This is a genomic window from Neomoorella sulfitireducens (assembly GCF_024733845.1).
GTDB classification, from domain to species: domain Bacteria; phylum Bacillota; class DSM-521; order Neomoorellales; family Neomoorellaceae; genus Neomoorella; species Neomoorella sulfitireducens.
Window position 1 is genome coordinate 51,019 of record NZ_JANRHG010000003.1, and the last position, 13,374, is coordinate 64,392.

Below are 13,374 nucleotides of genomic sequence, written 5' to 3' on the forward strand. Positions count from 1 at the left end.
GTGCTGACGCCGCTGGATATCAATAAAAAAGAATTTCACCGCACCTTTCGCGGGTACAGCTGCGAAGAGGTCGATGAATTCCTGGAACAGGTACTACGGGACTTTGGCCAGATCTACCGCGAAAACCAGGAGCTGCGGGAGAAAAACCTGCGCCTGGGAGGAGAGCTGGAGCGTTACGCCCGGCTGGAGCAAACCCTGAAGGATGCCCTGGTCATGGCCCAGCAAACGGCCGACGAAATGCGCCAGAACGCCCAGCGGGAAGCGGCCCTGATCATCCAGGAAGCGGAGAATAAAGCCCGGGAGATTTTAAACCAGGCGCGGCTGCAGGTGGAAAAGGCCGAGCGCTACCGGAGCGATCTGGAAGCTAAAACAGCTGCCTTTAAGATGCGGCTGCGTTCTTTCCTTCAAGCCCAGCTGGAAATCCTGGCCACTGAAGAAGAAGCGGCGCCCGCCAGCTATGACGGCCTAACGGGCGAGGAAGAGATTTCTGAAGGAGTTTAAGGAGTGACGACGTTAAGTGGATTATAGCAAAACCCTGAATCTACCGCAGACCGATTTTCCCATGCGGGCCAACCTGCCCCAGCGCGAGCCGGAAATCCTCAAATTCTGGGAGGAACAGGATATTTACCGGCAGGTACAGGAAGCCAATAAAGGCAAGCCCAAATTCATCCTCCATGACGGCCCCCCCTATGCCAACGGGCACATCCACCTGGGGCATACATTGAATAAAATCCTGAAAGACATGATCGTTAAATATTATTCCATGAACGGCTACGATGCACCCTATGTCCCGGGATGGGATACCCACGGCCTGCCAATTGAGCAGCAGGCCATTAAAGACCTGGGGCTCAACCGCCGGGCCATTGATGTGGTAGAGTTCCGCAACCGCTGCCGCGATTACGCCTTAAAATACGTAGCCATCCAGCGGGAGGAATTCAAACGCCTGGGTGTCCGGGGCGACTGGGAACACCCCTACCTTACCCTGGAGCCAGAATACGAGGCCATCCAGATCGGCGTCTTCGGCGAGATGGCTAAAAAGGGCTATATCTATAAAGGCCTCAAGCCGGTCTACTGGTGTACCGATTGCGAGACGGCCCTGGCCGAGGCCGAGGTCGAGTACGGCGAGAAGCGCTCGCCCTCCATCTATGTCAAATTCCCCGTAGTCGATGCCCGCGGCCTTTTTGCAACTCAGGGGAGCTCGGTAGTCATCTGGACGACAACGCCCTGGACCCTGCCGGCCAATGTGGCCATTGCCCTGCACCCGGAATACAGGTACGTCCTGGTCCAGGCAGGGAATGAACGTTACCTCATGGCTGAAGAACTCTACCGGCAGGTTTTTGAACTGCTGGCCATAAAAGATTATCAGGTGGTGGCTGCCTTCACCGGTGCCGAACTGGAAGGGGTCACCTGCCGTAACCCCCTGATGGACAGGGATTCGGTCGTTATCCTGGGCGAACACGTTACCCTGGAACAGGGCACCGGCTGCGTCCACACCGCCCCCGGCCACGGCCTGGAAGACTACGAAGTGGGCATGCGCTACAACCTGCCGGTCCTCTCGCCCCTGGACGACCGGGGCTACTTTACCCGGGAAGGCGGCCAGTTTGCCGGCCTGTACATCGAAGATGCCAATAAAGCCGTGGTCAAGGAACTGGAAACCAGGGGAGCCCTGTTGCATCTAGCCTTTATCAAGCACCAGTACCCCCATTGCTGGCGCTGCAAGCACCCGGTCATCTTCCGCGCCACGGAGCAGTGGTTTGCTTCCATTGACGGCTTCCGCCGCCAGGCCCTGGAGGCCATTAAAGAAGTAAAATGGATACCGGCCTGGGGCGAGGACCGCATTTACAACATGGTGGCCGAGCGCAGCGACTGGTGTATCTCCCGCCAGCGGACCTGGGGCGTGCCCATTCCCATCTTCTATTGCGCGGAATGCGGCAAAGAGATTATCAACGACGCCACCATCACCCACCTGCAAAAACTTTTCCGGGAATACGGTTCCAATGTGTGGTTTGCCCGGGAGGCAGGTGAACTGGTACCGGAAGGTTTAAAATGTCCTGCCTGCGGTGCTCGTAAATTCCGCAAGGAAACGGATATTATGGACGTATGGTTTGATTCCGGTTCCAGCCACGCCGCCGTTCTTACTACCAGGCCGGAGCTGGACTGGCCGGCCGACCTGTACCTGGAGGGCAGTGACCAGCACCGGGGCTGGTTTAACTCTTCCCTGTCGACGGCAGTAGCCACCCGGGGCCGGGCTCCTTACCGCCAGGTCCTGACCCACGGCTTCCTGGTAGATGAGGAAGGGCGCAAGATGTCCAAATCCCTGGGTAACGGCATCGACCCGGCCGATGTCATAAAGGAAAAGGGAGCCGATGTCCTGCGCCTGTGGGTTGCCTCGGCAGATTACCGGCGGGATGTAGCCGCTTCACCCCGCATCATGCAGCAGCTTACCGAGGCGTACCGCAAAATCCGCAATACCTGCCGGTTCCTGCTGGCGAACCTGTACGATTTCGACCCCGGAAAAGATATAGTAAAGCGGGAGGAAATGCTGGAGATTGACCGCTGGATCATGGATAAACTCCAGCGCCTGGTGATGAGGGTCACCCGGGCCTATGAAGATTATGAGTTCCATGTGGTCTACCATAGCATCCACAATTTCTGTGCCGTGGATTTAAGCGCCGTTTACCTGGACATTATCAAGGACCGCCTCTATACCTGGCCGGCTGCCTCCCAGGGGCGGCGTTCGGCCCAGACGGTCCTGTATGAAACCATTAACGTACTGGTACGATTGTTAATGCCGATACTTGCCTTCACTACGGAAGAGATCTGGCGTTATTTGCCGGAAACGCCCGGCAAACCGGTTAGCGTCCAGCTGGCCGGCTGGCCCCGGGTGCAGGAAGCATTCCTGGATGATGAACTCCAGGCGCGGTGGGAAAAAATCTTGCAGGTGCGCGATGTCGTTACCCGTGCCCTGGAAAAAGCCCGCCAGGAGCAGGGCCTGGGCAACTCCTTGAATGCCGCCGTCCACCTTTACCCGGATGCCGGGCTGTACGGGTTCCTCCGTTCCCTGGAGGGAGAACTGGCGACCATCTTCATCGTTTCCCAGGCCGTTTTGCACGCTCCCGGGGAAGAGGTGCCGGCCGCGGCCTTTGCTGCCGATGAACTGCCGGGGCTAAAGGTCCTGGTCGAGGCGGCGCCAGGGGAAAAATGCGACCGGTGCTGGATGGTCAGCACCACCGTAGGCCGGGACGGCGATCATCCTACCCTGTGCGAGCGCTGTGCAGCCGTATTGCGCCAGGCAAAAAAACAGCTATAAAAACAGGGGAACTGGCTATACTAAGAAAGCCTTAGGTTTGCTGCACCAACACGGAGGCAAATAAAAGGGAAAGGAAGGGCAGGGCGGTGAGGCTATTCCAGGCAGGAGACTTTTTGCCTGTGGAAGTTCCGGTGGGGGTTTCCGGCCGCCATATCCATCTCTGCCGGGAGGATCTCGACGCCCTTTTCGGTCCCGGTTATGAACTGGCAGTATACCGGCAACTCAGCCAGCCAGGGGAGTTTGCCGCCCGGGAGACAGTGACCATCGTCGGCCCGCGCGGCGTCCTGGAGGGCGTCCGGGTTCTGGGGCCGGTTCGTACCTACTCCCAGGTGGAAATAGCCATGACCGATGGCTTTCGCCTGGGGATAAGGCCGCCGGTACGGCAGTCCGGGGACCTGGACGGCACCCCCGGGATAGCGGTAGTCGGCCCGGCCGGTGCCTTAAATTTACGCCGGGGGGTCATCCTGGCGGCCCGCCACATCCATATGGGAGAAGAGCAGGCCAGAACCCTAAACCTCAGTGATGAGCAGCCGGTCCGGGTTTGGGTACCCGGGATAAGGGGTATGATCCTGGATAATGTAATTATCCGGACCAGCCCCCACTCCTGCCTGGAGTTGCACCTGGATACCGACGAGGCCAATGCCGCCCTCCTGTCGGGGGGCGATAAAGTCAAAATCCTGCGTCCCTGAAGCAGGATTTTTTGTTTTGGAGATTGGGAAAGCTATAATGGAGTTTTTCCGGAGGGGGAGTAAACGCTTTGGTTGATAATGAAAAAACGGCCGCCTTCCTGGCCGAAAAGGTGCAGCAATTAACGGCCGCCATAGAAAAAGCCAGCATCGCCGAGTGGGTAGAGCTCTACCGCCGGCCCTGGCGGCTCCTAATCCTCAACTTCGCCGCCGGGGTGGCCAGGGGCCTGGGTATAGCCGTGGGTTTTACCATCCTGGGCGCAATTGTAATCTATATCATTCGCGAATTAGCTCTCCTCAACCTGCCGTTTATCGGTAAACTCATAGCCGAAATTGTCCGCATGGTCCAGCAGGAGATTTATTAAACTGGGAGGCATTAATATGGATGCAAAATCCCGTGAACATTTTCGCAGGAAACTACTGGCGGAAAAGCAAAGGCTACAGGAACAAATAGATTCCTTTAACAGCGGGGGATTAAGGGAATCCCTGGTGGAGTCTACCCAGGAACTATCACGATACGACAACCACCCCGGGGACCTCGGCAGCGAGGAATTCGAACGCAGCAAAGACCTGGCCCTGCGGGATAACGCCCGCATCCAGCTGCAAAAGGTAGATGATGCCCTGGCCAGTATTGAGGCAGAGACTTACGGCTACTGCCGCATGTGCGGCCGGGAGATACCCCGGGAACGGCTGGAGGCCATACCGGAGACAACCCTGTGCCTGGAGTGCCGCAAAAAAATGGAAGGGGCCGGGGATATCAACCACCGTCCTATCGAGGAGCAGGTTATCCTGCCCCCCTTTGGCGGCCAGTTCTCCGACCCCTACCAGAAACACCCTGATGAGGAGGAGGCCCTCATGTATGATGGCGAAGACACGTGGCAGGACCTGGCCCAAACTACTGAGCATGCCTCCGAATCGCGCAGCGGTGCCTACTTTGGCCCCCTGGATCTGGATGAAGATCAGGGTTATGTTGAAGCGGTGGAAGGTATCCCCTATTTTAAAGGGGCCGACGGCATGTTTTATGAGGATACCGGGGCCTACATTGACGATGAAGGAGCCCCGGAGGAAAAGGTTATCGGCGACGCCAGCTGGGACCGGGTGCGTTAATAATCATACGGCATGGTTTCCAGGGTATCATCGGGCTTGCGGAAGGAAAAGACGGTGGTGGTGTCTTCTTCCGGCAGCAACCGTTCAAAATTGCCGCAGTTGGTATCCAGGCCGTTCCTGGTAACATGGATGGTTCCCAGCTTACAGTAGCCGGCACCGTCATGGTGGATACAGATATCTACCTCACAGGATATGCGGGGCATATAAATCCCTCCTTGATTGCAAGCCGGAATTTTCCTACAGAGGCCGGCGGGGCCCGGACAGGTCTTCAAGGGGTTCCATCCGCCAAAAATAGTTTACCCATACCGGCCGACGTGGTATGATAGAGAACGGGAAAGAAGGGGGAGGAGTTTATGTTTAAGGCTTTAACTATTGCCGGGTCCGATTCCGGCGGCGGGGCCGGCATCCAGGCCGACTTGAAGACCTTTGCCGCCCTCAAAGTTTACGGCGCCAGCGTAATCACTTCCGTTACGGCGCAGAACACCCTGGGAGTGCAGGGGACCTTCGACCTGCCGCCGGGATTCGTGGGCCTGCAAATAGATGCGGTTTTAAAGGATATCGGCGCGGACGCTGTCAAGACCGGGATGCTGGCCAATGCCGGTATTATCGAAATGGTAGCGACCAAAGTTCAGGAATACGGGGTAAAAAACCTGGTCATTGACCCGGTAATGGTGGCCAAGAGCGGCGACCTCTTGCTGGCCCGGGAAGCACGCCGGGTTTTGCAGGAAAAACTTTTTCCCCTGGCCCTTATCATTACCCCCAACCTGGAAGAAGCCGGCGTCCTGACGGGACGCGAGATCGGCAGTGAAGAAGATATGGAGGCAGCCGCCCGGGAGTTGCATGAACAGGGCGTGCCCTATGTTCTGGTCAAGGGGGGGCACCTGGCCGGCGCGGCCACCGATATTCTCTTTGATGGCCGGGAAATCAGGCGTTTTTCCGCCCCGCGCCTTGATAACCGCCATACCCATGGTACGGGCTGTACCCTGTCGGCGGCCATCACTGCTTTTTTGGCCAGGGGTTTGACGGTGCCGGCGGCGGTAGCTGCGGCCAAGGAGTACATCCAGGCGGCCATTAGCCAGGCCCGGGGCGTAGGCCAGGGCTGCGGGCCGGTACATCACCTGGCACCTTATTATTCCTGGGGGGATTGAGCGTGCCCTTTTTGTTGCTGGTAGCCCTGGTCATGGGTCTTGACCAGTTGACCAAGTATATTATCCGGGCCAATTTACAGCCCAATGAAAGCCTGCCGGTAATCCAGTCGATTTTTCATATCACCCATGTCAATAATCCCGGGGCTGCCTTCGGCCTTCTTGCCCATAAAACCCCGTTATTTATAACCGTGGCCGTGATAGTGGTGGTCGTCATCCTGGCCGCATACCTCTTCCTGCCGCCGGGACGCATGGGCCCGCGCCTGGCCCTGGCCCTGATGCTGGGCGGCGCCATGGGCAACCTCATTGATCGCCTGCGTTTTGGTTATGTAGTTGATTTTCTTGATTTCCGCATCTGGCCCGTTTTTAACCTGGCGGACGTAGCCATCGTCGGCGGTGTCATCCTCCTCTGCTGGGAACTCCTGGGGCCGGCCGGCGAACAGGGGAAGAGCCTGTGAACCGTCTCGTAATCCTTGAGGTCCCCGCGGAAGACAGGGGCAAGCGCCTGGACGCCTGGCTGGCCGGCGAAATGGAAGGGATATCCCGTTCCCGTGTCCGGCAACTCCTGGACGAGGGCCTGGTTACTCTATTTGAAGGCACACGGCCGAAGGCCAATTACCGCCTGCGGGGCGGGGAAAAAATCAGGGTCAGCCTGCCGGAACCGGCAAGGCTGGAGGTAAGGCCTGAACCAATCACCCTGGACATCTTATACGAAGACGAGGATATTATTGTTGTTAACAAACCCCAGGGCATGGTCGTCCACCCGGCGCCGGGCAATGAACACGGCACCCTGGTCAACGCCCTGTTGTACCATTGTGGCGACCTGTCGGGTATAAACGGCATCCTGCGGCCGGGCATAGTCCACCGCCTGGATAAAGATACCTCCGGCATCCTGGTGGCGGCCAAAAATGATGCCGCCCACCGGGGCCTGGCGGCACAGGTCAAGGCCCACAGCATGAAAAGGGTTTACCTGGCCCTGGTCCACGGGACAGTAGCCGAGCCCCGCGGCCGTATCGAGGCGCCCATTGGCCGGCACCCTGTGGACCGGCAGCGCATGGCTGTTACCGGGAAGAATTCCCGGGAAGCCATCACCCACTACCGTGTTCTCGAACAGTTTGAAGGTTATAGCCTGCTGGAGGTGCGGCTGGAGACGGGGCGCACCCACCAGATCCGGGTGCATATGGCCTACCTGGGTCACCCGGTGGTAGGCGATCCCAGGTACGGCCCCCGCCGGAGTCCTTTCAACCTGCCCGGCCAGCTCCTCCATGCCGGCTGCCTGGGCTTTAACCACCCGGTACGGGGGGATTACCTGGAGTTTACGGCACCGCCGCCGCCGGTCTTCTTGCAGGTACTGGAAAACTTGAGGCGGGAGAAAAGGGGAGAGGGTAAATAAGATGCCTGGCGAATGGGTAACTGTGGCCGTGAGGGAGAGGATAGAAGCCCTTATGCTCCGGGGCTTACTGGCAGCTGCCGGCCTGCCGGTGCGCCTGCTGGGGGAAGCCCTGGGTAACATTTACGGTTTAAATACCGGCCCCCTGGGGCTGGTCCAGGTCCAGGTGCCGGCGGAAGCTGCCGGGCAGGCCCGGGAAATCCTGGCGGCTGGATTCCAGGAAGAAGCAGGCCATGAAAGGTAAACTCCAGAACCGCCTCAACGATCTCGACGGCCGGCAGTGGCTGTACTGGACCGATACCCTCTATATTACTGCCTATCCCCCCGACGCCACCCACCCTTTACGCAAGCAGCATGGAGCCATGAAACCCCCGGAGGTAATGGCGGAAATCATCCGTTTTTTTACTAAAAAAGGTGAACTGGTCCTGGACCCCTTTGCCGGTGTGGGCGGTACCCTCCTGGGGGCGGCCCTGGCCGGGCGCCGGGGTCTCGGTTTTGAACTCAACTCCCGCTGGGTAGCCATCTACCGGGCCATCCAGCGCGATTTTGTCGTTGCCAGCGGGGTCATCTGCCGCCGGGAAGAGGCGGGTGCCGGCGGGGAGCCCTTGAGTGGTGAAATGCGCCAGGGCGACTGCCTGTCCCTGCTGAAAGAGATACCATCCGGGACAGTACCGGCGGTAATTACCGATCCTCCTTACGGGGTTAACCATGGCCCTACAGGCTTTAGCAAGGAAACCAACTTTAATATGCTTTCGCCCATGCTGGAAAACGATCTGGGCCGGGCCCCCGACCTGCCCAGTTTCCTGGGGCGGCTGCAGGAAATAGGGCAGGAAATAAGGCGGGTACTCATGCCGGGCCGCTACCTGGTGATGCTGGTAGGGGATCGTTACCAGCAGGGGGAATATGTCCCCCTGGGCTTTTTGGTAGCCCAGGCCATGCGCGAGATCGGTTTTAAATTTAAAGGATTGAAAATCTGGTCCAACAAGGCTACCCGCCGGCCCCTCAAACCTTACGCCATAAAATCAGTCTTTGTACCCAACATTACCCACCAGAACATCCTTATCCTGCGGAAGGAATGAAGTAGAATTGATGCAACTGCTGGCTGTTGGGGCCCAGGTTGGCACCCTTTTTTTCTATGTCCTCCTGGGTTTCCTGGGGCGCCGGTTTAAGATTTTAAACGCCCAGGGCGACAAAGTAATATCGGACATTGTTTTTTACTTTGCCATGCCGGCCCTTACCATAACCTCCATGAACCTCAAGGTATCCGGCCGGGAATTGACAAACGCCTTCCTGATCCTGGCCGCTGCGGTGGTCCTGGTCCTTGGTTCCTATGCCCTGTGCGTCATACTGGGTACCTGGTGGCACCTGCCTTTAAAGACTAATTACGCCTTTCGTATTAGCGCCGCCTTCGGCAATGTGGCCTACCTGGGCTTCCCGGTGGCCTACTTTCTCTGGGGCCAGCTGGGGGTTTTTTATGCCGCCATGTTTGCCCTGGGTCATAATATCCTCTTCTGGACTTTAGGCGTCTGGCTGATGCAGGATCACCGGGAAGCCGCCGGCCCGGACTGGCGCTCGATTTTGAATATTAACGTCCTGGCCATTATCCTGGGCCTGTTTCTGGCCATCTTCCATATCCAGTTGCCGCCCCTCATTTTTCGCCCCCTGGACGGGCTGGGGCAGGCTACTATACCGTTGGCCCTGCTCCTGGTAGGCTCCATGCTGGCCGAATCGCCCATCCGTACCCTGGCCGGTAACAAGATAGTTTACCTTATAGTGGCAGTCAGGTTGATAATCTTACCCCTCCTGGCCCTGGGGGCCATGTTCCTTGTCCCGGGATGGGATAAGACCGTTCGCCTGCTGGTGATTATGGAGATGGCCATGCCGGCGGCGGCCATTGCCCCGGCCGTAGCGCGGAAGTATGACGGCGATTACAACCTGATCTCCGAAGGGGTGGTAGCTACTACCCTGGTTTCCCTGTTAACCATTCCCCTCTGGGCATGGTTGTTAAATTACCATATAATGACATAAAATCCCATTTTTTTTGGAAGGAAAATCCAGCCCGGGTGTCAAATATTACCAGGTATATAATGGTTTATCCTAAAAAAGCGGAAGAGGTGACACCCGTGGCCAAAAAGCCTAAAAATGCCCCGGCTCCCAAGATAACTAAAGTTAAAGTAACGGGAAAATTAGATTCCCTCACCGACCTTTTAAAATTACGTTTATTTGAGTACTCGCCCCAATCGGTGGACGAGCTGGTCCAGGAGGCGCAACATAGCCTGCTGGTCAACCATAACCTGGCCAAGATCCAGAAAAACGTGAACCGCTGCCTGGCCAAGAATCCCTGTTTTCGCAGCGAGGGTAAGGGATTGTGGTGCCTGCGCCTGGACGGCTTGAAGGAGAACGATGCCGCCCACCGCGTCCTCCAGGTCCATGGCGATGCCCTGCGCTTAAGTGAAATCAACGCGGAGCTAAAGGAAGCCGGGAAGCCGGAAGTACCGGGGGAACAGAAACTGGTGGCCGACGGCCGTTTCTTGCGGCTAAAGGATGGCCGCTGGGGCCTCATTCACTGGGCTTATGTGGAACCGGAACCGGCACAAGCGGCCAAGGCAACGCAGGAGGCGGTACCTGCGGTGATGGGAAATACTCCCGGCCCGGGAAGCCACAGTGTATCCCCTGTCCAGGCCACAGCACCGCCTGCTGCTGCCGTAAAGTCCCGGGGCCTGCCGTATGATACGGCCGTAGCCACCGGCAACGGCCAGGAAACGCAGCCCGTGGATTCTACGGCCAGGACGGCGCCGGGAAGGGGAAACAGCGCACCCCAGGTAGTGGAAATGCCCCGGGCCGGCGAGCCGGTGCTTCCCCTGGCCAAACCGGCCCCGGCGGCTAAAGAGAGCGATTTCTGGGACAAATTATTCCCTTTGAAGCATACCGAGAAGACGGCACCGCCAGCAGCCCCGAGGTTTGCGCCAGCGACGAACGCCACTGTGGCACCGCCGGCCTGGGAGGAAATAGCAGCCGGGGCCGAAGCCGCCGCCCTAACCCTGGAAACAGAAAAGTTAACCCCGGTTCCCAAGGAATTCAGCCTTATTAACGGCGGCAAGGCTGCCGCCGGCCGCCAGGGAGAGCAAAGGGATGAAGAAAAAGAAAGGCTGCGCCGGGAAATAGAAGACCTGCGCCAAGAGAATAAAAACCTGTTAAGCGATCTGGAAAAACTTCACCGGCGCAAGGAGGAGTTGCGCCAGGAACTTACCCAGATTGAGGAGCAGCTGGTAAATTTAAGGGTTGAACGGGATTCCCTGAAAAAAAGGGTCAGCCACCTGGAGACACGTCTCATGCAGCTCCAGGGAACCCTCAATAAAACCGTCAGCGATGCCCAGGCCGAGCAGGCGCGCCTGAAGCAGCAGCTGCGGGAGCAGGAGTACCGTCTCCAGACGACCCTCATTGCCAATGAAGACCTGGAACGGACCGTGGCCGACCTGCAAAAGGAACGGCAGGAGCTAAAGCGCCAGCTCGCCCACTGGCCGGTGCGCCTGGCCCTGCGCCTGGCGGCCCTTTTCGGTTTCGGCCTGCCCCGGGAAAAAAACCGTGCCCGGGCTTATAGCCGTTAAAAAGAGGGTAAAGGCCGGCCCTGCTACCTGTGGCCCCTTCCGGTAGTTTCGTTTAAGACCCAGGAGCATCCCTTGCCAGAAATAGCTATTCTAGCTTATAATATAGTTATGGAAACTGCATACCCCGGCAACCGGGGTATTTTTATTAAAGGAAACAGGAACTGTTTACAGGGAGGATTGAAGCTTGACTGCGGTTGTCTGTGCCAGGGAATTGGTAAAAAAATACAATGGGTTTACTGCCGTCAGGGGGATAAACTTTGTGGTCCGTCCCGGCGAGTGCTTCGGCTTTTTAGGTCCGAACGGCGCCGGTAAGACCACCACCATTAAAATGATCCACTGTTTTATCCCCGTAACTGCGGGCACCCTGGAAGTCCTTGGCTACGACGTGGGCAGCCACCCGCGGGAAATTAAGGCCCGCCTGGGGGTGGTATCCCAGGAGGACAATTTGGACCCGGAGTTAACGGTTGAGGAAAACCTCCTCCTCTATGCCGGCTATTTCGATATTCCCCGGGGCGAGGCAGTAAAGCGTGTCCGCGAACTCCTGGCCTTTGCCGGCCTGGAAGAAAAGGCCGGGGTTGAAGTCGAGCACCTCTCCGGTGGTATGAAGCGGCGCCTGGCCATTGCCCGGGCCCTGGTAAATAAGCCGCAGCTTTTAATTTTAGATGAGCCTACCACCGGCCTGGACCCGGAAGCCCGGCATATGATCTGGGAGAAAATGCGCCAGCTCAAAGCGGCCGGGGTAACCTTGCTTCTCACCACCCATTACCTCGAGGAGGCGGCCCAGCTGTGTGACCGGCTGGTAATTATGGACCGGGGAATAATCCTGGAAGAAGGCCCCCCGGAAGAGCTGGTCCGGCGCCATGTCGGCCGGGAAGTCCTGGAACTGGCTCCGGTAGACGGCGAGGCCGTTGAGATTTTAGCCAAAGTAGACGGCGGCGTCCTGGCCCACCAGATCATAGGCCGGACATTGTACCTATATACCGGCAACGGGCGTGACACCTGGCAGCAGGTCCAGGGTTTAACCGGCCGGTTCAGCCATATGCGCTTAAGGCCGGCGACCCTGGAGGACGTTTTCCTTAAGCTAACCGGGAGGAGCCTGGATTAGGATGGATATTTCTTATCGTGCCTGGAAGGTATTCTGGCGCAATTTTGTCGTCTTCCGCAAGACCTGGCTGACCAATATCATGTTCAATTTCCTGGAACCCCTCCTTTACCTGGCGGCCATGGGTTACGGCATGGGTTATTACATCCCGGCCATCGAGGGAATGAGCTACCTCCAGTTCCTGGCACCGGGGCTGATTGCCTCTTCGGCCATGTGGGCAACGTGTTCCGAGTGTACCTATGACAGCTTTGTACGCATGAAGTTTCAGAAGACCTACCATGCCATTGTGGCGACCCCGGTGAGTCTTGATGAAGTAGTTGTGGGGGAAATGCTTTTTGGCACCTTTAAAAGTGTCCTCTATGGCACGGTAATTTTGCTGGTGATTTTCCTGCTCGGACTGGTGCAGTCGCCGGCAGCCCTGCTGGTGCCCCCGGTCCTGGTGTTATGCGGCTTTGTCTTTGCCGAACTGGGGATGATGTGGACCGGCCTGGTGCCCAAGATTGATACCTTCAGTTACTTTTTTACCCTGATTATCACCCCGATGTTCCTCTTCGCCGGCGTTTTCTTCCCCCTGGATGCCATGCCTGTAATAGTCCGGCAGCTGGCATGGTTAATCCCCCTTTACCATGTAGTAGAGCTGGTACGCTCCCTGGTCCTGGGGCAATTAAGCCCGGGCCTCCTGGTTCATGCAGCCTGGCTGGTAGTTTTTATTGCCATCTTTTTCTACCCTCCCCTTTACCTCCTGCGCCGGCGTTTGACGGGCTAGCGGTTGTCCCGGAAAGGATAATATGTTATCCTGGGTTTAAGGTTATAAAAAGGGAGTGCATTAAAGATGATAACCCTCGGCACCTTATTCAGCCCTTACGCCTGGATACTCATCATCCTGGCGGCACTTATCATTTTTGGCCCCGGAAGGCTGCCGGAACTCGGCCGCGGCCTGGGGCGGACCATAAATGAATTCAAAAAAGGCCTCAGGTCCGGCGACAAGCCGGAGGAAAAATAAGCCCTCTCTATTCTTTGACGGAG

The 13,374-nt window shown here is 57.6% G+C and carries 16 protein-coding genes; 15 read left to right on the plus strand and 1 reads right to left on the minus strand.

Annotated features, from left to right (window positions below):
• The 5 genes from NWF31_RS04665 (at position 1) to NWF31_RS04685 (ending at position 5,103) form a co-directional block, all read left to right on the plus strand.
• Entirely contained in the window at positions 1-501 is a 501-nt protein-coding gene (locus NWF31_RS04665) for a DivIVA domain-containing protein (RefSeq protein ID WP_258359350.1), read from the plus strand.
• A 16-nt stretch (positions 502-517) separates the two neighbouring features.
• Positions 518-3,310, plus strand: coding sequence for an isoleucine--tRNA ligase (gene ileS / locus NWF31_RS04670; protein ID WP_258359351.1), 2,793 nt, complete (start codon positions 518-520; stop codon positions 3,308-3,310).
• 113 nt (positions 3,311-3,423) lie between these two features.
• On the plus strand, positions 3,424-3,999 hold the full coding sequence (gene pduL / locus NWF31_RS04675) for a phosphate propanoyltransferase (RefSeq protein ID WP_277998821.1): 576 nt from the start codon (positions 3,424-3,426) through the stop codon (positions 3,997-3,999).
• 68 nt (positions 4,000-4,067) lie between these two features.
• Positions 4,068-4,361, plus strand: a complete 294-nt coding sequence (locus NWF31_RS04680; RefSeq protein WP_258359352.1) for a DUF5665 domain-containing protein — start codon at positions 4,068-4,070, stop codon at positions 4,359-4,361.
• A gap of 16 nt (positions 4,362-4,377) precedes the next feature.
• Entirely contained in the window at positions 4,378-5,103 is a 726-nt protein-coding gene (locus NWF31_RS04685; RefSeq protein ID WP_258359353.1) for a TraR/DksA C4-type zinc finger protein, read from the plus strand.
• On the opposite strand, the gene NWF31_RS04690 is transcribed toward NWF31_RS04685, so the two are convergent.
• Positions 5,100-5,306, minus strand: coding sequence for a DUF1540 domain-containing protein (locus tag NWF31_RS04690; protein ID WP_258359354.1), 207 nt, complete (start codon positions 5,304-5,306; stop codon positions 5,100-5,102). The two genes, NWF31_RS04685 and NWF31_RS04690, sit on opposite strands and share 4 nt — an antisense overlap.
• A 150-nt stretch (positions 5,307-5,456) precedes the next feature.
• On the opposite strand from NWF31_RS04690, the gene thiD reads away from it, so the two are divergent.
• The 10 genes from thiD to tatA all read left to right on the plus strand — a co-directional run bounded on the left by thiD (position 5,457) and on the right by tatA (position 13,351).
• Positions 5,457-6,251 (plus strand): bifunctional hydroxymethylpyrimidine kinase/phosphomethylpyrimidine kinase, encoded by a 795-nt coding sequence (gene thiD / locus NWF31_RS04695; RefSeq protein ID WP_258359355.1) that lies wholly within the window; start codon positions 5,457-5,459, stop codon positions 6,249-6,251.
• 2 nt (positions 6,252-6,253) lie between these two features.
• On the plus strand, positions 6,254-6,706 hold the full coding sequence (lspA, locus tag NWF31_RS04700; protein ID WP_258359356.1) for a signal peptidase II: 453 nt from the start codon (positions 6,254-6,256) through the stop codon (positions 6,704-6,706).
• Positions 6,703-7,641 carry an RluA family pseudouridine synthase gene (locus tag NWF31_RS04705; protein ID WP_258359357.1) on the plus strand — a complete coding sequence of 313 codons (939 nt, stop codon included), beginning with the start codon at positions 6,703-6,705 and terminating at the stop codon, positions 7,639-7,641. Before lspA ends, NWF31_RS04705 begins: the two co-directional genes overlap by 4 nt.
• Position 7,642: 1 nt before the next feature.
• On the plus strand, positions 7,643-7,882 hold the full coding sequence (locus NWF31_RS04710; RefSeq protein ID WP_258359358.1) for a putative signal transducing protein: 240 nt from the start codon (positions 7,643-7,645) through the stop codon (positions 7,880-7,882).
• Positions 7,872-8,717, plus strand: coding sequence for a DNA methyltransferase (locus tag NWF31_RS04715; protein WP_258359359.1), 846 nt, complete (start codon positions 7,872-7,874; stop codon positions 8,715-8,717). Before NWF31_RS04710 ends, NWF31_RS04715 begins: the two co-directional genes overlap by 11 nt.
• A gap of 10 nt (positions 8,718-8,727) precedes the next feature.
• The gene (locus NWF31_RS04720; RefSeq protein WP_258359484.1) at positions 8,728-9,666 is read left to right on the plus strand and encodes an AEC family transporter; all 939 of its coding nucleotides are present in this window, start codon (positions 8,728-8,730) and stop codon (positions 9,664-9,666) included.
• Between the two features lie 95 nt (positions 9,667-9,761).
• Entirely contained in the window at positions 9,762-11,246 is a 1,485-nt protein-coding gene (locus tag NWF31_RS04725; RefSeq protein ID WP_258359360.1) for a hypothetical protein, read from the plus strand.
• A 184-nt stretch (positions 11,247-11,430) separates the two neighbouring features.
• Positions 11,431-12,351: an ABC transporter ATP-binding protein gene (locus NWF31_RS04730; RefSeq protein ID WP_258359361.1), complete on the plus strand. Its 921-nt coding sequence runs from the start codon at positions 11,431-11,433 to the stop codon at positions 12,349-12,351.
• Position 12,352: 1 nt separating this feature from the next.
• Positions 12,353-13,114: an ABC transporter permease gene (locus NWF31_RS04735; protein WP_258359362.1), complete on the plus strand. Its 762-nt coding sequence runs from the start codon at positions 12,353-12,355 to the stop codon at positions 13,112-13,114.
• 66 nt (positions 13,115-13,180) lie between these two features.
• Positions 13,181-13,351: a twin-arginine translocase TatA/TatE family subunit gene (gene tatA / locus NWF31_RS04740; protein WP_258359363.1), complete on the plus strand. Its 171-nt coding sequence runs from the start codon at positions 13,181-13,183 to the stop codon at positions 13,349-13,351.
• Positions 13,352-13,374 lie beyond the last annotated feature (23 nt).